Origin of the sequence: Streptomyces aculeolatus, assembly GCF_020400605.1 — a bacterium.
In the GTDB taxonomy this organism is placed as follows: Bacteria; Actinomycetota; Actinomycetes; order Streptomycetales; family Streptomycetaceae; genus Streptomyces; species Streptomyces aculeolatus.
Map to the genome: position 1 here is coordinate 50569 of NZ_JAINRD010000016.1, position 20156 is coordinate 70724.

Annotated in this window: 18 protein-coding genes; 5 read left to right on the forward strand and 13 right to left on the reverse strand. The window is 72.1% G+C overall.

From position 1 onward, the window contains the following. Window positions 1-20: 20 nt before the first annotated feature. The gene (locus tag LG396_RS24305; protein ID WP_225796387.1) at window positions 21-359 is read left to right on the forward strand and encodes a hypothetical protein; all 339 of its coding nucleotides are present in this window, start codon (window positions 21-23) and stop codon (window positions 357-359) included. A gap of 95 nt (window positions 360-454) precedes the next feature. Here LG396_RS24305 and LG396_RS24310 read toward each other — a convergent pair whose 3' ends face one another. The 10 genes from LG396_RS24310 to LG396_RS24355 all read right to left on the reverse strand — a co-directional run bounded on the left by LG396_RS24310 (window position 455) and on the right by LG396_RS24355 (window position 12072). Beyond that, window positions 455-2554, reverse strand: coding sequence for an ABC transporter ATP-binding protein (locus LG396_RS24310; protein WP_225796465.1), 2100 nt, complete (start codon window positions 2552-2554; stop codon window positions 455-457). Between the two features lie 43 nt (window positions 2555-2597). Then, complete coding sequence (locus LG396_RS24315) at window positions 2598-2828, reverse strand: MbtH family protein (protein ID WP_018838199.1); 231 nt, start codon at window positions 2826-2828, stop codon at window positions 2598-2600. A 150-nt stretch (window positions 2829-2978) separates the two neighbouring features. Continuing rightward, window positions 2979-4280 carry a sensor histidine kinase gene (locus LG396_RS24320; protein ID WP_225796388.1) on the reverse strand — a complete coding sequence of 434 codons (1302 nt, stop codon included), beginning with the start codon at window positions 4278-4280 and terminating at the stop codon, window positions 2979-2981. 9 nt (window positions 4281-4289) lie between these two features. Beyond that, window positions 4290-4943 (reverse strand): response regulator transcription factor, encoded by a 654-nt coding sequence (locus tag LG396_RS24325; protein ID WP_026276449.1) that lies wholly within the window; start codon window positions 4941-4943, stop codon window positions 4290-4292. Between the two features lie 250 nt (window positions 4944-5193). Continuing rightward, window positions 5194-6003, reverse strand: a complete 810-nt coding sequence (locus LG396_RS24330; protein WP_225796389.1) for an alpha/beta fold hydrolase — start codon at window positions 6001-6003, stop codon at window positions 5194-5196. A gap of 138 nt (window positions 6004-6141) precedes the next feature. Then, window positions 6142-7446 carry a (3,5-dihydroxyphenyl)acetyl-CoA 1,2-dioxygenase DpgC gene (gene dpgC / locus LG396_RS24335; protein ID WP_225796390.1) on the reverse strand — a complete coding sequence of 435 codons (1305 nt, stop codon included), beginning with the start codon at window positions 7444-7446 and terminating at the stop codon, window positions 6142-6144. Beyond that, on the reverse strand, window positions 7443-8105 hold the full coding sequence (gene dpgB, locus LG396_RS24340) for an enoyl-CoA-hydratase DpgB (protein WP_225796391.1): 663 nt from the start codon (window positions 8103-8105) through the stop codon (window positions 7443-7445). Before dpgB ends, dpgC begins: the two co-directional genes overlap by 4 nt. A 14-nt stretch (window positions 8106-8119) precedes the next feature. Continuing rightward, the gene (gene dpgA / locus LG396_RS24345; protein WP_225796466.1) at window positions 8120-9250 is read right to left on the reverse strand and encodes a 3,5-dihydroxyphenylacetyl-CoA synthase DpgA; all 1131 of its coding nucleotides are present in this window, start codon (window positions 9248-9250) and stop codon (window positions 8120-8122) included. A gap of 125 nt (window positions 9251-9375) precedes the next feature. Then, window positions 9376-10770, reverse strand: coding sequence for an aminotransferase-like domain-containing protein (locus LG396_RS24350; protein ID WP_225796392.1), 1395 nt, complete (start codon window positions 10768-10770; stop codon window positions 9376-9378). A 180-nt stretch (window positions 10771-10950) separates the two neighbouring features. Next, complete coding sequence (locus LG396_RS24355) at window positions 10951-12072, reverse strand: prephenate dehydrogenase (RefSeq protein WP_225796393.1); 1122 nt, start codon at window positions 12070-12072, stop codon at window positions 10951-10953. Between the two features lie 217 nt (window positions 12073-12289). On the opposite strand from LG396_RS24355, the gene hppD reads away from it, so the two are divergent. Both hppD and LG396_RS24365 read left to right on the forward strand, forming a co-directional pair. Further along, window positions 12290-13396: a 4-hydroxyphenylpyruvate dioxygenase gene (gene hppD / locus LG396_RS24360; protein WP_225796394.1), complete on the forward strand. Its 1107-nt coding sequence runs from the start codon at window positions 12290-12292 to the stop codon at window positions 13394-13396. Next, the gene (locus LG396_RS24365) at window positions 13377-14510 is read left to right on the forward strand and encodes an alpha-hydroxy acid oxidase (RefSeq protein ID WP_225796395.1); all 1134 of its coding nucleotides are present in this window, start codon (window positions 13377-13379) and stop codon (window positions 14508-14510) included. Before hppD ends, LG396_RS24365 begins: the two co-directional genes overlap by 20 nt. Before the next feature lie 276 nt (window positions 14511-14786). On the opposite strand, the gene LG396_RS24370 is transcribed toward LG396_RS24365, so the two are convergent. After that, window positions 14787-15767 carry a ParB/RepB/Spo0J family partition protein gene (locus tag LG396_RS24370; protein ID WP_026277088.1) on the reverse strand — a complete coding sequence of 327 codons (981 nt, stop codon included), beginning with the start codon at window positions 15765-15767 and terminating at the stop codon, window positions 14787-14789. A gap of 650 nt (window positions 15768-16417) precedes the next feature. Then, window positions 16418-17110 carry an LmbU family transcriptional regulator gene (locus tag LG396_RS24375; RefSeq protein ID WP_199790421.1) on the reverse strand — a complete coding sequence of 231 codons (693 nt, stop codon included), beginning with the start codon at window positions 17108-17110 and terminating at the stop codon, window positions 16418-16420. A 327-nt stretch (window positions 17111-17437) separates the two neighbouring features. Here LG396_RS24375 and LG396_RS24380 point away from each other — a divergent pair, with 327 nt between their 5' ends. Then, entirely contained in the window at window positions 17438-17770 is a 333-nt protein-coding gene (locus LG396_RS24380; protein WP_225796396.1) for a DNA gyrase inhibitor YacG, read from the forward strand. 31 nt (window positions 17771-17801) lie between these two features. Here LG396_RS24380 and LG396_RS24385 read toward each other — a convergent pair whose 3' ends face one another. Then, the gene (locus LG396_RS24385; protein WP_225796397.1) at window positions 17802-18812 is read right to left on the reverse strand and encodes a sigma factor; all 1011 of its coding nucleotides are present in this window, start codon (window positions 18810-18812) and stop codon (window positions 17802-17804) included. 133 nt (window positions 18813-18945) lie between these two features. On the opposite strand from LG396_RS24385, the gene LG396_RS24390 reads away from it, so the two are divergent. Continuing rightward, window positions 18946-20151 (forward strand): NAD(P)/FAD-dependent oxidoreductase, encoded by a 1206-nt coding sequence (locus LG396_RS24390; protein ID WP_225796398.1) that lies wholly within the window; start codon window positions 18946-18948, stop codon window positions 20149-20151. The last annotated feature ends 5 nt before the right edge of the window (window positions 20152-20156 follow it).

Genomic DNA, 20156 nt, shown 5'->3' on the forward strand with positions numbered 1-20156 from the left:
GATATCACGCACTCCGCCTCGTGCTCGGGTATCGCTCCGCCGTCTGCCCGCACGGCATTCGAGACGGCGACGAGCGTTTCCTCGGCCCGCCGCTGGATGGCGTCCAGCGTGTTCCCCGGAGCGACCTCGATGCGCAGAGCCCCGGACATCTCCCCCTCGACGACGACCGCGATTTCCCGGTCACCCGTCATTCGGTGGAGGAATCCCGCCGCAACGGCAGCCGCCTCGGCCGCAGACACGTCGATGTGAACCGCGAGATCGAGGCCGTCCGTGAAACGGATATCCCAAGTGCTGTCGGCGGGGCACGGTGTCACGTGTACCACTGGCAGGACAGGGCTGCGCGAATCAGACATTCCTGAGTCTCCACTGGCTCCATCAGGCGACGTCGGTCATGGCGATTGCGGACGGCGCGACACTGCGCGTCCTCTGCCTGCGATTGGCGGAATCCGTGGCTCTAGCGCGGTCCCGGGCCGTGCAGGACGGGGCCCGGCCCGCCCATTCCGGGTCCCGGGCCCATTCCCGGGCCGGGACCGATGAGTATTCCCTGCGGGGGGCCGTCCATCATGGGGCCGTTCGGCGGCATCGGTGCCATCTCCGATACCGGGGCGTCGCCGTTCTTCGGCCGGCGGGAGAACTGGGTGCGGTACAGCTCGGCGTAGAGACCGTCGAGTTCGAGAAGATCGTCGTGGGTGCCGTGCTCCTGGACCTGGCCCTGGTCGATGACGAGGATCTGGTCCGCGTCACGGATAGTGGAGAGGCGGTGGGCGATCACCAGCGAGGTCCGGCCCGTGAGCGCCGTCTTGAGGGCCCGCTGCAGCGCCGCCTCCGACTCGGAGTCCAGGTGGGCGGTCGCTTCGTCGAGGACCACGATCGGCGGTGCCTTGAGCAGGAGCCGGGCCATGGCGATGCGCTGCTTCTCGCCGCCGGACATCCGGTAGCCCCGGTCTCCGACGAGGGTGTCGAGGCCGTCGGGCAGCGCCTCGATCAGGCTCCAGATCTGGGCGGCCCGGCAGGCTTCGATCATGTCCTTCTCGGCGGCGTCCGGGCGGGCGTACTGGAGGTTCTGCCGAATGGTGGTGTGGAAGAGGTGGGCGTCCTGGGTGACCATTCCGACGGTGTCGCGGAGCGAAACCAGCGTCAGGTCGCGGAGGTCGTGGCCGCCGATCCGCACGACTCCCTCGCCCGGGTCGTAGAGCCTCGGCACCAAGTGCGTGATGGTGGTCTTGCCGGCGCCCGAGGGGCCGACGAGGGCGGTGAGCTTCCCCGCGGGGGCCGTGAAGTTCAGGCCGCGCAGAGTCCACGAGTTGTCCCCGCGCCGGAGTGCGGGGCCCGCGAGGGACTCCAGGGAGGCGAGGGAGACGTCCGCCGCGGAGGGATAGCGGAAGGAGACACCCGAGAACTCGATCTCCGGGGCACTGGCCGCTGCCCCGTTCGCCTCGGACCTGACGGGGTCGGCACCGGGGGCGCCGGCTCCGGTCGCGGCGGCCCGGGGCAGGGCGCGGGCGTTCGGCTTCTCCTGGATGAGCGGCTGGAGGTCGAGGATCTCGAAGAGCCGGTCGAAGCTGACCAGCGCCATCAGGATGTCCCTCTGGGCGCCGGAGAGCTGGTTGATGGGCGCGAGCAGCCTGGTGAGCAGGGTGGCGAGGGCCACCAGGGTGCCGATCTGGAAGACGCCCTCGATGACCAGGCCGCCGCCGAGGCCGTAGACCAGCGCGGTGGAGAGGGAGCCGACGAGCATCATCGACAGGAAGAGGAGCTTGGAGTAGACGGACGCGCGGACGCCGAGGTCGCGGCCCTTGCCCGCGAGGTCCGCGAACATCCCGTTCTCGGTCTCGGGCCGTCCGTAGAGCTTGGCGAGCAGCGCGCCGGTGACGTTGAACCGCTCGCTCATGAACGCGCCGATCTCACCGTTGACCTGCATGTGTTCGCGCATGACGCGCTGGAGCCGGTGGCCGACGACCTTGCCGGGGAGGATGAACAGGGGGAGCATCACGAGGCTGATCAGCGTGATCGCCCAGGAGAGGTAGAACATCGCGCCCAGCACGAGGAGCGCCGTCAGGCCGGCGGAGACGACGGTGGACAGCAGGGAGGTCAGGGCCTGCTGGGCACCGACGACGTCGGTGTTGAGCCGGCTGACCAGGGATCCGGTCTGCGCGCGGGTGAAGAAGCCGAGCGGCTGGCGCTGGACGTGGTCGAAGACCTCCGTGCGCAGGTCGTAGATGAGCCCTTCGCTGACCTTGCCGGAGAGCCATGCCTCGGCGAAGCCGACGACGGTCTGCAGGAGCGAGAGGGCCGCGACCGCTACGGCGATCCAGACGACGACGGAGGTGTCCCCCGGCATGATGCCGTTGTCGATGAGGTATTTGAAGAGAATGGGGACGGCGACCACGATTCCCGCGTTGAGCGCGGTGACGCCGAACAGTACGGAAATTCTTAGTCGGTGGGGCCGGGTATAGGGAAGGATGCGCTTCGCCGTACCCTTCTTCACCTTCTGCCTGGTGACCGAATCCGGCCCTCCGGCGCGCATGATGACCGGCCCGGAGCCGCCAATCATGGCCACGAGTTACCTCCAGTGCTCGTCGTCGGGCCGTGGTGTCCTAGCGGGCGGCCGATTGCTCGTGCCGGTCCATCTCTTCGATGAGGCTCTTCGGCCGCATGTCGGTCCAGTTCTCCTCGATGTAGTCCATGCATGCCTTGCGGCTTTCCTCGCCGAAGACGGACTTCCAGCCTGCAGGGACTTCGGCGAAGGCGGGCCAGAGTGAGTGCTGGTTCTCGTCGTTGACCAGGACCAGGAAAGTGCCGCTCTCGTTGTCGAACGGATTCGCCATGACCGCTCCCGTCGGTGGGGTTTCCCTCAAGTCGGAATACACACTAACCAGGCGGGAAGAAGGCGACAAGGTTGGACAACCTGAAGGTGTCCAACTGTGAATTGTCAGCAGTTGGACGGGCGTTATTCGGGGGAAACGGAAAGGAGCGGCTCAGAAATTGGCCGGTGCGGCGCCGGGCGCCGCGAGCCCCACCACCCGGGAGTCCTCCGCCGGCGCGTCGTCGCGCAGCGGGAAGGCGACGGTCACGGCGAGCCCGCCGCCGGCTCTCGCCTCGGCGGTGAGCGTGGCGTCGTGGGCGGTGGCGATGGAGCGGACGATCGACAGCCCCAGACCGTGGTGCCCGTCGCCGGCGGTGCGGCGGAGCCGCTGGAAGGGGTTGAAGAGGCGCTCGACCTGGTCCGGCGGGACCGCACTGCCGGTGTTGCGGACGGAGAGGAACGCGCCCCCGTCCCGTACCCCGGTGGCGATCTCGACGCTGCCGCCCGGGACGTTGTAGTCGATGGCGTTGTCGAGGAGGTTGGCCACCAGGCGGTGGATGAGGGCGGAGTCGCCGGAGATGCAGGCCGGTTCTATGGCCGACTCGACGGCCAGGTCACGCCGGCCGATCTCGGGCCGGAAGGCGGGCAGGACCTCGTGGGTGAGCGCGGCGAGGTCGAGCGGTTCCGGGTTGTCCAGGCCCCGGTCGCTGCTGGAGAGGGTGAGGAGCGACTCCAGGAGGGTGGCCTGCTGCTTGCTGATCGTCAGCAGCCGCTCGAAGTTGGCGCGGAAGGATTCGAGGGTGGCGCCGCGGTCGATGAGGGTCTCCTCCAGCAGCGCGTGTTCGAGGGTGAGGGGTGTGCGCAGTTCGTGGGCGGCGTTGGCGACGAATCTCTTCTGGGATTCGAGCGCCGTCTCCAGCCTGCCGAGCAGGCCGTTGACGGTGTCGGCGAGGTCTTTCAGCTCGTCGGGCGGGCCGCCGGTCGCCAGGCGCTCGTGCAGGTTGCGTGCGGAGATGTGGCGGATGGTGCTCGTCATGGTGCGCAGCGGGCGCAGGACGCGGCCGGCGACCACCCAGCCGAGCCCGATGGCGATGACGGACATGATGGCGAGGGCGAGCCCGGACTGCATGAGCAGCCGGTCGAGCATCGCCTCCCGCTGGTGCCACGCCTGCTGGCGCATCTCCTCGACGATGCCGCCCTCCTGGCTGCCGAGATCCTCGTCCAGCCGGTAGGTGCGGGTGTCCGCCTGGGCGGAGGACCCGGACGAGCCGTACTGCACGTCCTTGAACGTCACCAGGCCGCCGGAGGGGCGCGCGACGAGAAGGTACGTGATGGCCAGCAGTACGGCGCCGGAGAGGACGAAGAGCGATCCGTACAGGAGCGTGAGGCGTACCCGGACCCGGCGGGGCGTGAGCTGCGCGGACATCGCGCCGACACGTTTCAGGACGGCCAGGTGCAGTCTCGACGGCCCCATGTGCGCACCTCAAATCCGGTAGCCGCTCCGCGGCACCGTCTCGATCACCGGGGGCAGACCGAGCTTGGAGCGCAGGCGGTTGATCGTGGTCTTCACCGTCGTGGTGAACGGGTCGGCCGCCTCGTCCCACACGCGTTCGAGGAGTTCTTCCGCCGACACCACCCGTCCCTGGGCGGAGAGCAGGCACTCCAGGACGGCGAGTTCCTTGGGGGTGAGGGTCAGGCGTTCGCCGCCGCGGGTGGCGAAGCGCTGGGCGGGGTCGAGCCGGAGGTCGCCGTGCTCCAGTACGGGCGGGACGGCGGGCTGGGCGCGGCGGGCGAGGGCCCGCAGCCGGGCGACCAGCTCGGCGTAGGCGAAGGGTTTGGGCAGGTAGTCGTCGGCGCCGAGGTTCAGTCCTTCGACGCGGTCGATGATCGTCCCGGATGCCGTGAGCATCAGCACCCGCGCGTGGTGGGGCTGGGAGACCAGTTCCTTGCACACGTCGTCGCCGTGGACGCCCGGGAGGTCGCGGTCGAGGACGACGACGTCGTAGTCGACGGTCATCGTGCGCTCCAGCGCGTCGGATCCGTCGTACACGACATCGACGGCCATACCCTCCCGGCGCAGCACCCGTGCCACCGAGTCGGCCAGCTCAGCGTGGTCTTCGACTACCAGAACCCTCATCAGCGGCACCTGCCGGCGGTCTCGCGGGCGCATGGTGAGGATGCGGCGGATGGGCATTCGAGAACGGCCATCACGACAGACGATCCCCCACCTTGCGTCACACTGCGGTCACAGCGCTTCACTTCGTCGCGTCCCCGTGCTTTTCGGTTCGAACCGCCTTCAGATTAGCGCGGCCGGGCATAAGGCCGGGGTTTCAGCGGACAGGTTCCGGCCGGGGCCCGGGCGCCGGTGGCTGCCCGGCCGGCCGGGCTCAGGCCGGAGTGGCGGCGAAGAAGTCGAGGACGGCCGCGTTGACGGTGTCCGGCCTTTCGAGGTAGCCGTAGTGGCCGCAGCCGGGAATCTCGACGTACGCGCCGTGCGGGATGGCGGCGGCGACCTCGCGCGACAGGTGCGGGCGAACGACGAGGTCGTCGCCGAAGCCGATGACCAGGCACGGGCAGGAGATGCGTGCGTACGCGCCGAGCCGGTTGTCCATTGTCTGCAGTTCCAGCTGACCGCGGAATGCCGACATGTCGACTGCTGTCATCTCGAAGACGTCGAGCCAGTCCCGCAGCGTCGCCTCGTCGTTCAGCGTCCGCGGGGAGAGGTTCTGGAGGGCGTTGACGTACGCGGCGTAGCGCGGCGGGAGCTTCACGCCGCTGTCGCAGAGGTCGAGTTCGGCGGCGGTCATGGCCGAGATCAGGCCGTCGGCGTGCCCGGTGGGAGCCATGAGGACGGCCTGCCGCACCAGGCCGGGGCGGGCGAGGAGCAGTTCCTGCACGATGCTCGCGCCGAGGGAGAAGCCGACGACGCGGCACGGCGCGAGGCCCAGGTCTTCGATGAGCCCGGTGGTGTCGGCGGCCATGTCGGCGAGGGTGAAGCCCTCGGGGCACGGGTCGCTGGGCGGCATGCCGCGGTTGTCGACGGTGACCACCCGGTGGCCGGCGGCGGTGAGGGCCGGCACCTGGTGGGTGCGCCAGATCCGTCCGGGGGCACCGGTGCCGGTGACCATGACGACCGGCGGGCCGGTGCCGTAGTCGTCGAAACCGAGGGTGATCCCGTTGATGCTGGCTGTCGGCATCGGGCCGGCTCCCTTCCTTCGTCGGCCGGCGGTTCCTTCGCCGGCCTGTCGCTCTCGGTGGCGGAGCCGGCGGTACGGGTCCTCCGCCCGGCCGCCGCGCCCGCGGCAGCCGGGGCGTCCGGCTGCCGCGGGCGGCGCTCACGCCGAACGCCGTGTGAACCGGCCGGCCTTGCCGACGACGTCCGCACCGTGGATCCGCCGGGCCTGCTGGAGCGCGAACTCGGCCATGTAGCGCCGGAACTCGTCCGCGGGCTCTTCCGCGAGGTTCAGCATGTGCCGGTTGGGCACGACGGCGGGGCCGCCGAGCCGTTCGACGGCGGCGGTGATCGCGTCGTCCATCCCCGCCGGTTCGACCACCTCGTCGAGCACCAGCCGCGCGTCCGGGTCGGTCGCCGGCAGTTTGCGGTCCTGGAGGATGACCTGCCGGGAGATCCGCGGGCCGGTGTGCCGGCCGAGCCGGAAGTTCCCGGCGCCCGGCACGATGCCCTCCCGGGCGGCGGGCAGGGACACGTAGGCGTCCGAGGCGGCGAGCACGTGGTCGCAGACGAGCAGCAGCTGCATGCCGCCGCCGATGGCGAAGGTGTCTACCGCCGCGATCCAGGGCTTCTCCACGGTGCGGGCGTGCCAGGGCGCGCCGTCCGCGCCGCGTACCCCGCGGACGATCTTGTGGATGTAGCCCAGCTCGCGGCGGAGCAGGAACCCCACCAGCGAGATGCCGCCCGCGTGCAGGCTCTTGAGGTTGATGCCGGCGCTGAAGACGCGCCTGCCGCGGTAGCGCGGATGCGTCATCTCGCCGCCGCGCAGCACGGCGACCCGGACGCCCGGGTCGAGCAGCGCGAGGTCGACGGCGGTCTCCATGTCGTCGACCTGCTGCTCGTCCTCGGCGTTGAGGCAGTCGTCGCGGTGCATCGTCAGATACGCCGCGCCGTCGCGCCGTTCGAGCCGGACGGAGCGGGTGTCGACCAGCCCTGTCTCGGTGAACCCCGGCAGCAGCTCCAGCGCGCGAGGGGTGGGGCGCAGCATCGTGTCGAGCAGGTGGGGGCCGGCGACGGGTGAGGCGAGGACCGCCCGCAGGAAGATGCCCTGGTCGATCTCGTGGCCTTCCTTGTCGGCCTGGAGCCGGTCGTGCTCGGCGGCCAGTTGCCCGGCGGTGGGTACGAGCCCGGGGTAGGCGACAGCCGCGGCATGCACCAGGTCGGCGAGCCGCAGCGGTGTGGTGCGGCCGTCGGTGAGCCGGTCGTAGACGGCGTCGACGTGGTTGTCGAGGAAGGCGGTGCGCAGCGCGCGGGCCTCGTCTCGGGCGCCGGCCGCGCGGGTCCGCTGGGCGGGCGAGCGGGCCTCGGGCGGCGGGAGCGCGGCGATCTTCTCCTCGGCCCGGGCGAGCGCGGCGCCGGTCGCGGCCCAGCCGTCCGGGGCCGAGGGCGGCCGCGGGTCCGCGGTCACGATGCCACCCGGGCGGCGTCCGCCCGCAGTGAGCGGTCGCAGGCGGCGAGGTGCCGGCCGAGCGCGTCCTCGAAGCTGGTCGTCGTGGCGTCGAAGAGCAACTGCCTGCGGATGGCGACTTCCTTCCCGGACAGCCCGGCGACCAGTCCCGCGGCCGCGGCGACGCCGCTCGCGGGGTCCGCGGCGAGGTCGTCGACGAGGCCGAGCGCCCGCGCCTCCGGGGCGTCGATGGGCAGGCCGAAGAGGACGGCCCGGCGGATGGCGGCGGCGCCGGCCAGTTGGACGAGCCGGTAGCTCGCCATGCCGGGCCAGGTGGCCTCCCCGTCCCGGGCGACGAGCAGCCGGGCCCCTGGGGTGGCGACGCGGATGTCGGCGGCGAGGAAGGCGTCGAGCGCCGTGCCGCCGCAGTCGCCGCGGGCGACCGCGACGGTGGCGGCCGGCAGCCGCTCCAGCCGGCGCAGCCCCCGCTCCCACTTGCTGACCAGCTGGACGTCGAGTCCCGCGGTCCAGCCGGGCTCCGGGGCGCCGGTGACGTGCACCGTGACCAGGCCGGTGCCCCCGCCGTCCTCCGCTTCGTCGCAGATCGTGCCGAGTGCCCTGACGGAAGCGGCCGTCGGCGGCCCGGCCCCGTCGATCACCAGCGTGAGCGTGTCGCTCATCGCACCCTCCGCTCTCACCATCGGACCAGTGCCGTTTCGATCGTGGAGCCCGGGCCCATGGTCATGAGCACGCCGTGGTCTCCGGGGTGGGTGACGTCCTCGTCGAGCAGCCGCTCGTACGAGAACAGGAACGAGCCGCTCGAGACGTTGCCGTAGTCGCGCAGCACGCCGACCGTGTGGCGGACGTCGTGGCGGGTGAGCCCGAGGTTGACGACGACGGCGTCGATGACCTTCTTGCCGCCGGAGTGCACGAGCCAGTGCCGGATGTCGCTGCGGCGCAGGCCGGTGTCCGCGAGCAGCCGGTCGACGACGAGTTCGGCGTGGGCGCCGACGACGTACGGGATCAGCGGGTCGAGGAAGAAGCTGAACCGGTCCTGGTCGCGGTCCCAGTCGTAGCGCATCGCCTCCAGGGCCTCGGGGATGAGGCAGCTGGCGAACTTCAGCACGTCCGGGCCGCGGGCACCGTCGGGGGCGGTGGCGGGCGCGCCGGACATGAGCGCGACGGCGGCGGCGCCGTCGCCGAAGAGGCTGTTGACGACGGCGGTGCGCATGGTCTCGTCGAACGCGTACGCCGCGGAGCACGCTTCGGCGCAGAGCACGACGGCGAGTTCGCCCGGGTGTGCGGCGGACCAGCCGGCGACGACGTTGAGCGCGTTCAGCCCGGCGTTGCAGCCCATGCCGACGATGTCGGAGCGGCTGCAGTGCCGGTCGATGCCCAACTCGCGGATCAGCAGGGCGCTGAGCCCGGGGGTGAGGAAGCCGGTGGACGTCACGCAGCACAGGTGGCGCAGGTCCGACAGCTCGTGGCCGGCGTTCTTCAGGCAGGCGCGGAGGGCTTCCGCCCCCATCTCGATCGCCGCGGCCTTGTGCTTGTCGAGCAGGTCGCCCTGCGGCTCGGAGTGCCGGACTCCGTGTACGTCGGGGGCGGGCAGCGTCAGGTGGCGCCGTTCTATCGCGCTGTTGAGGAAGACGGAGCTGATCTTGGGGTCGGTGATGCCGAAGGCGTCGAGCACCTCCTGCTGGCTGTACGACGTGGGGGTGGCCGCCGTGCCCACCCCGAGGATGCGCGGCCGGTACGGGCCGGGCACCTGTGCTGTCGCGGACCGGGGGTCCAGGAGCTCCGCACGCTCCACGCCGGTGGTCATCGGAAGGTCCACCCCCACATGCGCTTCTTGCTACGCGGTCGTTGTGCGCCGGTGATGCCGTTCACGTGCGGTCCTCTCTCACTGGAGTCGGACGGAAGGAAGAATGGGGAGGCCGGCCGCCGGTGTCACCCGGCCCGGGCCTCCGCCTCGATGAAGCGGGCGAGGCGCGCGGTGCCCTCGTCGATCTCCCGCGTGGTCAGGTAGCTGGTGGAGAGCCGGATGGCGCGGTGGCCGCCGCTGTCGCCCGGGTAGAAGTGGCTCATGGGCGTCCAGATGACGCCGAAGTCCTGGGCGGAGCGGGTGAGCGCCGCGTTGTCGGCGGGGAAGGGCACCTGCACGGTGAGGAAGAACCCGCCCTCGGGCCGGTTCCACCGCACGCCCAGCGTGCTTCTGCGGTCGGCGGGCAGGCTGGCGTCCAGGGCCTGGAGCATGGCCCGCATCGCGTCTCCGTAGTACGCGGCCGCGCGGGAGTTCAGCTCGGAGACGAGTCCCTGCGTGGCCAGCAGCGCCCCGGCGACGGCCGCCTGGCTCAGCGACGGGGTGTTGACCGTCACCATGCTCTTGATCTTGGCGAGTTCGTCGGCGAGCAGGCTGGTGGTCCCGGCGTCGTCGACGACGGTCTGGTCGGCGACGGCGAAGCCGACGCGGGCACCGGGGAAGACGGTCTTGGAGTACGAGCCGAGGTGGACCACGCGGCGGGCGCGGTCGAGCGACTTCAGAGTCGGGGGCGGCGGGCCCGGGCTGACCAGCCGGTACGGGCTGTCCTCCAGGATGAGCAGGTCGTGGCGGGCCGCGAGGTCCAGCAGGTCCGTCCGGGCCCGGGGTGTGAGCGTGGCGCCGGAGGGGTTGGAGTGGTCGGGGACGAGGTAGAAGGCGCGGGGCCGGCGGCCGCGGGCCTGCTCCGCCAGCACCGCGGCTTCGAGGTCGGCGGCGCGGAAGCCGTCCTCGCGCTCCTCGACCGGGTGCACGGCGATGTCGAGCAGCCGGGCGGCGCCCGTGATGCCGACGTAGCAGGGGCTGGCCACCATCAGCACGTCGTCGGGCCCGCCGAAGAGCGCGCGCAGCACCAGCAGCATGGCCTCCTGGGCGCCGACGGTCACCACGACGGACTCGGCCGGAACGTCGATGCCCTCGTCGGCGCGCAGCGACTCGGCGATGATCTCGCGGATCTGGCCGGCGGTGGGGCCGTACTGGTAGAGGGCGGTGCGGATGTCCTGCGGCGTGCCGCCGTGGGCGGCGAGGTGGTCGAGGTAGGTCCGCATGTGGGTGAAGACCTGCTCGGTGTCGAAGAATCCGTCGTACGGCCGGCCGGGGGCGAAGGAGATCGCCTCCGGGTAGCGCAGCGTGATCTCGTTGAGGAAGTTCATCGTGTCCAGCAGAGGGTCGGAGACGCTGCCGTGCAGCTCGGCCTTGCGCAGCGGGCGCGCGGACGGAGCGGGGGGCGACGGCGCGGCGGCACCCTCCGCCGGGGCGTCCGGTCCGGCGCCGGCGACGAGTGCTTCGGATCCCGGAGCAGCCATGGAATTCCCCCACGCGAAGGCAATTGACGAAGTCGTCTTCCGGCGCTCAGAAAAGCACGTCGCGTCTATTTCGACAACGCCGTCCAAGAGAGCAATCTGCACACTTGGACGCGGGGTTGCGCGCTTGGACAATTCCCGCGGTTGGACGGCCGTACTCACGGATGCGAAAGGCATGGGAGTTCACCGCTGGGCGGGCGCGATTCGGGCATCGCCGCCGTCTTCCTCCGCGTCCCATCCGTCGGCCCTGAGTTTCGCCGCGATTCGATCGGCGTCGGCCGGACTCACTCGGCACCGTACCGTGAATCCGCCGCCCTCCGCGGCGTCCACCGACGCGCTCTCGGCGTCCGCGCCGAGTCCCGCGACCGCCCCGAGGAGACGCCCCAGTTCCCCCGGCCGTCCGGGGACGGACACGCGCAGGGCAGGGGTGTCCTCCGGGGGTCCTGGGCGGGCTCCCGGGATGGTGCCGAGGCCGTCGATGCCCCGGTCGAGCAGGTCGACGACGGTCCGCAGGCCTTCCGCGCGGTCGCCGCCACCGTGCCCGGCGAGGGCGTCGAGCGCCGGCACCAGCCGGGTGAGGTCGGCGTGCACCGCTCTCACGACGCCGGCGAGAGCCGGGGCGTTGGTCTCGATGATGTCCGCCCACAGCCGGGAGTCGCCGCCGGCGATCCGCGTGACGTCGCGCAGGCCCTGGCCGGCCAGCCGGGACACCCCCGCGGGGTCGTCCCGCAGCCTCGCGGCCATCAGGCTGGCCAGCAGGTGGGGAACGTGGGAGGTCAGCGCGACGGCGTCGTCGTGGGCGCGGCTGGCCATCACCAGCGGGGCGGCGCCGCACAGTTCGGCCAGCAGGCGGCCCCGCTCCAAGGTGGCCGGCGAGGTGAGCCGCGACGGGGTGAGCACCCAGGGGCGGCCCTCGAAGAGGGTGCCGCGGGCCGCGAGCGGCCCGGAGCGCTCGCGGCCGGCCAGCGGGTGGCCGCCCACGTAGCGCGCGGGGTGGGGCGCGGCGTCCAGCGCGCACCGTTCCGGCACCGTCTTCACGCTGCCCACGTCGGTGTACGCGTCCGCGAGACCGCGCCGCTGCACGTCGATCAGCACCATGCCGACCTTGCTCGGCGGGACCGCGATCACGGCCAGGTCGACCGGCCCGGGCGGCTCCCCGGCGCTCCCGGCGCCGAGGGCCGCGGCGGTGCGGGCGGCTTCGGGGTCGCGGTCGGACAGGTACACGGCCACCCCGCGGCGGCAGGCGGCCAGGGCCACGGAGGTGCCGATCAGGCCGGTGCCCACGACGGCTATGGAGCGAATCACCAGACATCCCCTGTTCCACAGAACCCGATCGAAGGATTGCGCTCGGAAGATCCCGCTCGAAAGCCATGGACCGATTAACAGAAACGGCGCAACAGCTTATGCACGAAGACCCGCCGACCAACAGCGCGGGAGTCCAGAAAAGACGCACGTAGCCAGATTCACGGCCGGTCGCCTACAGTCCGGGAAACGCATGCAACTTCGTGACCAGGGGACAGTCATGCATGATTTCAGCGAGGCCGGAGTTCCGTTCGGCGACGCGGCCATCGACTACGTCGAGATGTACGTCGGAAGCCTGGAGGCGGCCGCTTTCGACTGGGTCGACAAGTACGCGTTCTCGGTCGTCGGCACCGGCGGCTCGCCGGAGCACCGCAGCATCGCGCTGCGCCACGGCCGGATCACCCTCGTGCTCACCCAGGCCACCTCCGACCAGCACCCCGCGTCGGGCTACGTCCAGGACCACGGCGACGGCGTGGCCGACATCGCGCTGCGCACGACCGACGTGCGGGCCGCGTTCGACGCGGCGGCGGCCGGCGGCGCCAGAGTGCTGCGCGAGCCCACGGCGCACGACGGCGAGGGACCCGCCGTGACGGCCGTGATAGGCGGGTTCGGGGACGTGGTGCACACGCTCGTGCAGCGCGCCCCCCGGGCGGCCCCGGGCCTGCCGGTCGGGTTCACGCCGGCGCTGCGGGAGGACGACGGCCGCGCGGCCGCCGTGGGCCTCCACGAGATCGACCACGTCGCGGTCTGCCTGGACACGGGCAGCCTCGACCCCACGGTCAGCTTCTACCGGCAGGCGCTGGGTTTCGACTTCGTCTTCGAGGAGCGCATCGTCGTCGGCTCGCAGGCGATGGAGTCGAAGGTGGTGCAGAGCCGGTCGGGCGCGGTGACGCTCACGCTCATCCAGCCCGACCCGACCGCGGACCCGGGCCAGATCGACGAGTTCCTCAAGGGCCACCAGGGCTCCGGAGTCCAGCACCTGGCCTTCTCCTCGGCGGACGCGGTGGGTTCGGTGCGGACGCTGGCGCGGCGCGGGGTGGCGTTCCTGGCCACCCCGGGCTCGTACTACGACATGCTCGGCACGCGCATCCCGTCGCTGAGCCGGTCCCGGCTCGCGGACCTGCGGGCGACGAACGTGCTGGCCGACGAGGACCACGACGGGCAGATGTTCCAGATCTTCACCGCCTCCACGCACCCGCGGCACACCCTGTTCTTCGAGGTGATCGAGCGGCAGGGCGCGCAGACCTTCGGCAGCGCGAACATCAAGGCGCTGTACGAGGCCGTGGAGCTGGAGAGGACCGGCCAGCGTGGGCCGTCCCGGCGCTGACGCCCCCGGCGGTACGGTCCACGCGCTCGCGGACGTCGAGCTCGCCGCAGCCGCTGTCCTGCCGCCCGGGGTGCGGGACTTCGTGGCGGGAGGCAGCGGTGCGGAGACGACGCTGCGGGCCAACAGGGCGGCGCTGGACCGGGTGTGCGTCGTGCCGCGCGCGCTGCGGGACGTGTCGGGCTGCACGACGGAGTCGACGCTGCTGGGCCGTCCGGTGGCCATGCCGGTGGCGGTGGCGCCCGTGGCGTACCACCGGCTGGTGTGCGCCGAGGGCGAGCCGGCGGCGGCGCGGGCGGCCGGGGCGGCGGGCGTGCCGTTCACGGCGAGCACGCTGAGCAGCGTGCCGATCGAGGAGATCACGGGCGTCGGCGGCACGGTGTGGTTCCAGCTCTACTGGCTGCGGGACACCGGGCGGACCCTCGATCTGGTGCGCAGGGCCGAGGATGCCGGCTGTGCGGCGGTCATGCTCACCGTCGACGTGCCCTGGATGGGCCGCCGGCTGCGGGACGTACGCAACGGGTTCGCACTCCCGCAGGACGTGCGCGCGGCGCACCTGGCCGCCGCGGAGTCCACGGCCCACCGCCGTCGCGGCGGCGCCTCCGCCGTCGCTGCGCACACGGCGGAGGCGTTCTCACCGGCGGTCACGTGGGAGTCGGTGGCGGTGCTGCGGGCGCACACGCGACTGCCGCTGGTGCTCAAGGGCGTGCTCGACGCGCGGGACGCGCGGCGCGCGGCGGAGTCGGGCGTGGACGCGATCGTCGTCTCCAACCACGGCGGACGGCAGTTGGACGGTGCGGTGGCGAGCATCGACGCGCTTCCCGATGCCGTCGCGGCGGCGGGCGGCGGCTGCGAGGTACTGATGGACAGCGGTGTCCGCAGTGGGACGGATGTGCTGCGGGCCCTCGCGCTCGGCGCGCACGGCGTACTGGTGGGGCGGCCGGTGCTCTGGGGGGCCGCCGCTGCCGGCGAGGCGGGTGCGCGGCGTGTGCTGGAGCTGCTGGGCGAGGAACTGCGGGACTCGCTCGGGCTCTCCGGCTGCACGGACGTCGCGGACGCCCGCGAACTGCGCACCGTACGCGGTGCGACGGTTGGCGCCCCGGGGGCGGTGCCCTAGGCGTACGGCGCTCCACCGGACGAGAGTGCGGCCCGGGTCCGCCGACAGGGCGGTGGACCCGGGCCGTCCAACAGCTCGTTTCGGATGGTTGGACACCGGTGGGATGGCGCCGACAGTGCGGCAGGACGTGCGCGTCCTCATCCCAGCACCATGACGAAGACACGCACGCCACGCAGGGACGGCCGCCGTATGTACTGCGGGTCCACCCTGCTTTCCTGCCTCGGCCGCCTGTCGTACTTCCCTACGGTGACGCGCGGTGTGCGGAAGGCTCCGCGGTCACAGCGGGCGGGCGCTCTCGCGTTCCATCCGCATCGCGATGTCCTTCCAGACGCCGGCGCATTCGCGCGCCAGCTGGGCGACGACGCCGCGGCAGTGCGCGGGTACGTTGCCGATGATCTCCTCCCATTCGTCACCGCTGAGTGTGTGAATGTTGAGAAGCCGCAGGAGCGTCCGGCCGGTCTCGCTCAGCCGCAGCGCCGGGTCGGCCTTCAGCCGGTTCACCGCCGCGCCCCGGTCGTCGACCGTTATCCGGACCGCCGCCGCCTTCGTCGCGACGCCGGCGGATACCGCCACCACCTTCGGCCTGCTCTCGATACGTGCCGTACTGCGCTGCCGCGGCACCGGCAGCGGACCCTCTCCCCTGCGCATGCGGTTTCTGACATCCCTGACCGTTTCCGGGGAGATCCCCGCGGCCCGGGCGACCTGCCGCAGCGACAGGCTCGGATTCTCCGTGATCATCCGGCTCGCGATCCTGCGCCCCTCGCTGCCGTTGAGGGGGCGTACGCGGCCGTCCTGGCCGACCCGGTGGCCGGTGGCGGCGGTGTCCGCCGACTCACGCCGGCGGATGGCTGCGACGGTCGCCGGGGCGATGCCCGTCACCGACGCGATCATCCGGTCCGACCACTGCGGATGCGACAGTATGATCCTGCTCGTCGCCCGCTTCCGGTCCGCCATGGTCAGCGGGAGCCCGTGGGCGATGTTCGACTCCACGGCGAGGACGAAGGCGTCCGCCTCGGTCCCGTCGAAGAAGCGGACGGCGATCGTGTCCTGACCGCGGAGTTCTGCGGCCCGCAGTCGATGAAGCCCATCGATGACCCGCATGGTCGCGCGGTGTACGACGATGGGCGGCAGTTCGGCTTGTGCCTGCGCCAGTACTCTTACATGCTCTCGGTCTTCTCCCGAAGTCCGAGGCGAGCCCGCTCTCCGTAAACTGCGGACTTCTACCTCGACCGGCATCTGATCGAGATGCCCCTGCACGGACGTCAACTTCAATTCCTCCCCGATCCAACTTCCGGTGAGCCGGGCCGTGACCCGAGCCCATTTGTGCGATTACCGGAACTCGAACAATCCCTTGACGCAGCCGTACTGATGTGGTCGCCACTGAATCGGCGGCCGAGAGGTCAGACCTCTCGGCACAGGGGAAGTGAGGGTGATCGAAATGGCGTCGGATCGACGCGGAGACCCGTCCCCGCAGTCGACGCCACTCGAACTCTCCCCCGCTGCTCGGCTTCGTTCCCGGGCGAAGCGAGCGAATGTTCCCCCGTTCGGACATCGACTCTAACAGCGCCGCCCCCGATCAGACACCCCACGCCTCAGCGAACACACGCCACCCCACAAGGCATTTGACATGTGCCGCGCATGACCCGTCTTCAAAATCACAGCTCGCCCGGGGCGGAAGGCTGGAATCCGGATAGTTATCGCCTCAAAGATCCCGCCAGTCACAAATTCACCGAGAGATTTCGGCGTGGAAAACCGCGGGAATCCGGCCACCTTGTCCCGCCGGCGGGACAAGGTCCGGGAACCGGAGAGAGCGTACCGGAAGGGAACATTCCGCCGAGCGTGCGCAAAAAGACGGACCGGCGTCATCAACACCGCCCACGCCGCCCGGAGTTCATCCCGATCGCCGTTTACCCGGAGGCATCGGCAAAGGGCTCCTCTGCCGCCTCGTCCAGCATCAGGACCATCCATTCCATCAGTTCCAGGCCAACCGCCTCGGCCGCCTTCTGCCATCGCACCCGGCGCTCCGGCACGACGCTCATCTGGACGAGCGAGGGGCCCGCCGCCTCCGCGGCCACCCGGCGGCTCGCCCGGATCTGCTTGCGGAGTTCACTGCGGGTCCACCGGCCCCGTTCCGCCCGGGTCAGCCACGCGTCCTGCTCGCTCACGGACATGCCTGCGACTTCCCCGTGATGCTGGAAGCTGAGCTTGTCCCGGCGTCTCGAAGGATGGAATTTCCCGGCCACCCAGGCGTAGTTGCGAAGAGTCTGATAATCGAATGAGGTCTCGGCCAGCGCGCGTTTGTAGCGGTCCGGGTAGTGGCTCCTGCCGTAGATGAGCCAGTCACCGAGCCACCAGGCCGACGAATCCGCGATGACGAAGATCTGCCGCCCCAGATGGCTCCATTCGGCCAGCGGCAGGCCGGGCGGAAGGGACAGCGCCGTACGGCGCGTGGTGGAACGGCCGTTCACCGACAGGCGGTTGGGGGGACGGGACGGTGCCGGGGACGTCGGCACCGGAGACTGACTTGCGGGCGCCTGGCCCGAAGCCCGGACCGCCGGGTTCGTCACGGGGCCGGTTCCGCGCGTCTCTCCCATGGACATGCTGCGCACCTCACCTGCCGATCTGCGACGCGCTTCCTCGTCAACCCGACCGGACAACCGCCGGCCTGCTCCGCAGGGCCGCGGTCCGCCGACCGGGGCCGCACGCGATCAACCGTGCTGATCCCATCATCCGTGGCGGCAGGTTGCAGCGCGGTGACAGCGCTCCCCTCCTGCACCTGCTCTCACCTCAACCACCGCAGCGGGCGGACCGTGGGTTGCACCGCGGTTACAGCAGGTGTTCCGGCGCAGTAACCCTCCCCCCGATCTACTTGTCACCAAACCCCGAGCCGACGGCGCCGGCCCCGCCGCGCCGGACGAGGAGGACCCATGGTCAGCCAGACCCGGTACTGCGCCGAGTGCGGTGCCGAGTTCACCTGGACGAGCAGCAGCCCCAACCGGAGGTTCTGCGGACCGCGGTGCAAGGCACGGTGGTGGCGCGGCCAGCACCGGCCGGCCGTCTCCGGGGTGGGCGGCGCCGCGCCTGACGCGGCGGAGCCCGCCCCGCGGGGCGGGGAGCCGCCGGGCCTCGGCACCGCGCACGCGTGCCCCAACTGCGGCCAGCAGCTCACGGTGGTGAACGTGGTGGTCCCGGTCGGGGACGGGCCCGGGCAGGCCGTGGAGGAGCCGCGTACGAGGGTGTTCGCGGCGGACCGCGGCTGAGCAGCGGACCGGTCCCGGCGGCAAGCCGGGCTCAGCCGTCGAGCGGCCGCAGCCCCAGCCTGCCGAGGTGCTCCGGGTCTGCGATCGCCTCGATGCCGACGATGGTGTCGCCGGTGACGGCGAGGGCGAACGCGATCCTCGGCCGCCCCTGGTGCATCCACACCAGACCCGGCGCACCGTCCACGAGCGCGAGGCGGGCGCACCTGAGCCGCCCGGTGAAGACGTCGGCGACCGCCACCGCGCCACGGACCTCCTCCGCCGCGCCCGCGGCCACCGCGGCGGCATCGGCGCGGAACACCACGTCGGGGTCGAAGAGCGCGAGGAGCGCGTGGAAGTCCTTCCCGCGCGAAGCGGTGAGGAACGCGCCGGCGAGCGCACTCCAGCGCGCGGTGACCCCCCAGTCCGCCGGGGCATCCGTGGCCGTGGCGGCGGCTGAGGCGTACGGGTCGGCGGAGGGTACGCCCAGCGCGTCCTCGGCGCCGCGGTCGTCGTCCGCGCGGCCCGCCGCGGAGCCCTGCACGCGCCGCCGGGCCCTGAGTGCCAGTTGCCGGGTGGCGGCCGGCGAGCGCCGTACGATCGGCGCGATCTCGTCGTACGGAATCGCGAACATGTCGTGCATCACGAACGCGAGCCGCTCCGCGGGCGCCATCGAGTCGAGCACGGCGAGCAGGGCGATCCCGACGGAGTCGCCGCGGAAGCCCGTCCGGCGCGGACCGGCCCCGTCCGCCCCCTCCGCCTCGCGATCGTCAATCGCCCCACTCGTCACGTTCGATAGTCGATCCACTTCCTGATACGGGCACCGCGAGCCCTCACCCGGCACCGTCCGGGCCCGCAGGATGTCCAAGGACGCCTCGGCCACGGCCGTACGCAGCCAGCCGCCGAGGCTCTCCACCCCGTCCGGTCCCGTGCGGCTCACCTGCAACCACGCCTCCCGCACGGCTTCCTCGGCCAGCTCGGCCGAGCCCAGGACCCTGTGGGCGACCGCGCGCAGCTGTCGGCGGTGCTCGTCGAAGCGCAGGGCCAGGAACTCGTGCTCGTCCATCGGGTCCTTCCTTCGTTCCACCGTGTCATCACCGTGACCAGCGAGCGGCGGCCGATGTGACAGCACCGGTCCGCGGTGTTCGGGTCGTGAGACGTTGTTGCCGGGTGCGCGGGGGCCGTGTTCCGATCGCCGCATGACTCGCCGCATCGTGATCGTCGGGGCCGGCATCGTCGGCTCGTCGCTGGCCCGGGAGCTGGCCGGGCGGGACGGCTGCCAGGTCACCGTCCTCGACCGCTCCCCCGCCGGGCGGCTGTACGGGTCCACGGGCCACGCGCCCGGCTACGTCGGCGTGCTCGGCGAGGCCCCGGTCCTCACCGGGCTGGCCCGCGCCACGGTGCGCAGCTACCGGGAGATCACCGACGAACACGACCTGACGGGCGGTGCGGGCTTCGAGGAGACCGGCTGCCTGGAGGTCGCCACCACGCCCGCGGCGTACGAGACGCTGGCCAGGCGCGCCGCCGCGGCCGAGGAGGAGGGTCTGGCCGCACGGCTGGTGGGGCCCGCGGAGGCCGCGGCGCTGGCGCCGCGGCTGGTCGACCCGGAGACGGCGGTGGCCGGGCTGTACTTCCCCGGCGACGGCACCGCCCGCGCCGGGCTGCTGACCGCGGCGCAGCGGCGCCGGGCCGAGGCCCGGGGCGCGCGGTTCGCCGACGGGGCGGAGGCGGCGGGCCTGGAGATACGCGCCGGGCGGGTGCACGGCGTGTGGCTCGCCGACGGCACGCTCCTGCCGGCCGACGACACGGTGCTCGCCTCCGGGATCTGGGGCCCGCTGCTCGCCGCCCGGGCGGGCGTGGAACTGCCGCTGACGCCGGTGTCGCACCCGTACGTCTACGGCGGGCCGCACCAGGCGCGGCACCCGCGCGGGCCGTTCGTGCGCTGGCCCGAGCACCACGCCTACGCCCGCGACCACGGCGACCGGGACGGGATCGGCACGTACGACCACGTCCCGCTGCCGGTGGCGGCCGCGGAGCTGGGGGTGCAGGCCGAGGAGCCCTGGCCGGGCGAGCCGTTCGACGGGGCGGTGGCGGCCGCGCTCGCGCTGCTGCCACCCGGACACCGCTTCACCCCCGCCGTCCGCCTCAACGGGGTGTTCTCGGTGACCCCGGACAACCTGCCGCTGCTCGGCCCGTTCGACGGGCTGCCCGGGCTGTGGTCGGCGACGGCGGTCTGGGTCACGCACGCCGCGGGCGCGGCGGCCGCGCTCGCGGAGGCGATGGACGGCGGCGACGCGGGTGCCGGGTTCGCGGCGCTGGCGCCGGACCGCTTCGCGGGCGAGCCCGCCGGGGAGCTGCGCCGCCGGGCGCTGCGCCACTACCGGGACATCTACGCCGCGGGCTGAGGCGC

Excerpts from the sequence above, each read along its gene's own strand:
- LG396_RS24310 (WP_225796465.1), bottom strand. The coding sequence starts at position 2,554 with ATGATTGGCGGCTCCGGGCCGGTCATCATGCGCGCCGGAGGGCCGGAT.
- LG396_RS24315 (WP_018838199.1), bottom strand. The coding sequence starts at position 2,828 with ATGGCGAATCCGTTCGACAACGAGAGCGGCACTTTCCTGGTCCTGGTC.
- LG396_RS24320 (WP_225796388.1), bottom strand. The coding sequence starts at position 4,280 with ATGGGGCCGTCGAGACTGCACCTGGCCGTCCTGAAACGTGTCGGCGCG.
- LG396_RS24325 (WP_026276449.1), bottom strand. The coding sequence starts at position 4,943 with ATGAGGGTTCTGGTAGTCGAAGACCACGCTGAGCTGGCCGACTCGGTG.
- LG396_RS24330 (WP_225796389.1), bottom strand. The coding sequence starts at position 6,003 with ATGCCGACAGCCAGCATCAACGGGATCACCCTCGGTTTCGACGACTAC.
- dpgB (WP_225796391.1), bottom strand. The coding sequence starts at position 8,105 with ATGAGCGACACGCTCACGCTGGTGATCGACGGGGCCGGGCCGCCGACG.
- dpgA (WP_225796466.1), bottom strand. The coding sequence starts at position 9,250 with ATGACCACCGGCGTGGAGCGTGCGGAGCTCCTGGACCCCCGGTCCGCG.
- LG396_RS24350 (WP_225796392.1), bottom strand. The coding sequence starts at position 10,770 with ATGGCTGCTCCGGGATCCGAAGCACTCGTCGCCGGCGCCGGACCGGAC.
- hppD (WP_225796394.1), top strand. The coding sequence starts at position 12,290 with ATGCATGATTTCAGCGAGGCCGGAGTTCCGTTCGGCGACGCGGCCATC.
- LG396_RS24375 (WP_199790421.1), bottom strand. The coding sequence starts at position 17,110 with ATGTCCATGGGAGAGACGCGCGGAACCGGCCCCGTGACGAACCCGGCG.
- LG396_RS24380 (WP_225796396.1), top strand. The coding sequence starts at position 17,438 with ATGGTCAGCCAGACCCGGTACTGCGCCGAGTGCGGTGCCGAGTTCACC.
- LG396_RS24385 (WP_225796397.1), bottom strand. The coding sequence starts at position 18,812 with ATGGACGAGCACGAGTTCCTGGCCCTGCGCTTCGACGAGCACCGCCGA.
- LG396_RS24390 (WP_225796398.1), top strand. The coding sequence starts at position 18,946 with ATGACTCGCCGCATCGTGATCGTCGGGGCCGGCATCGTCGGCTCGTCG.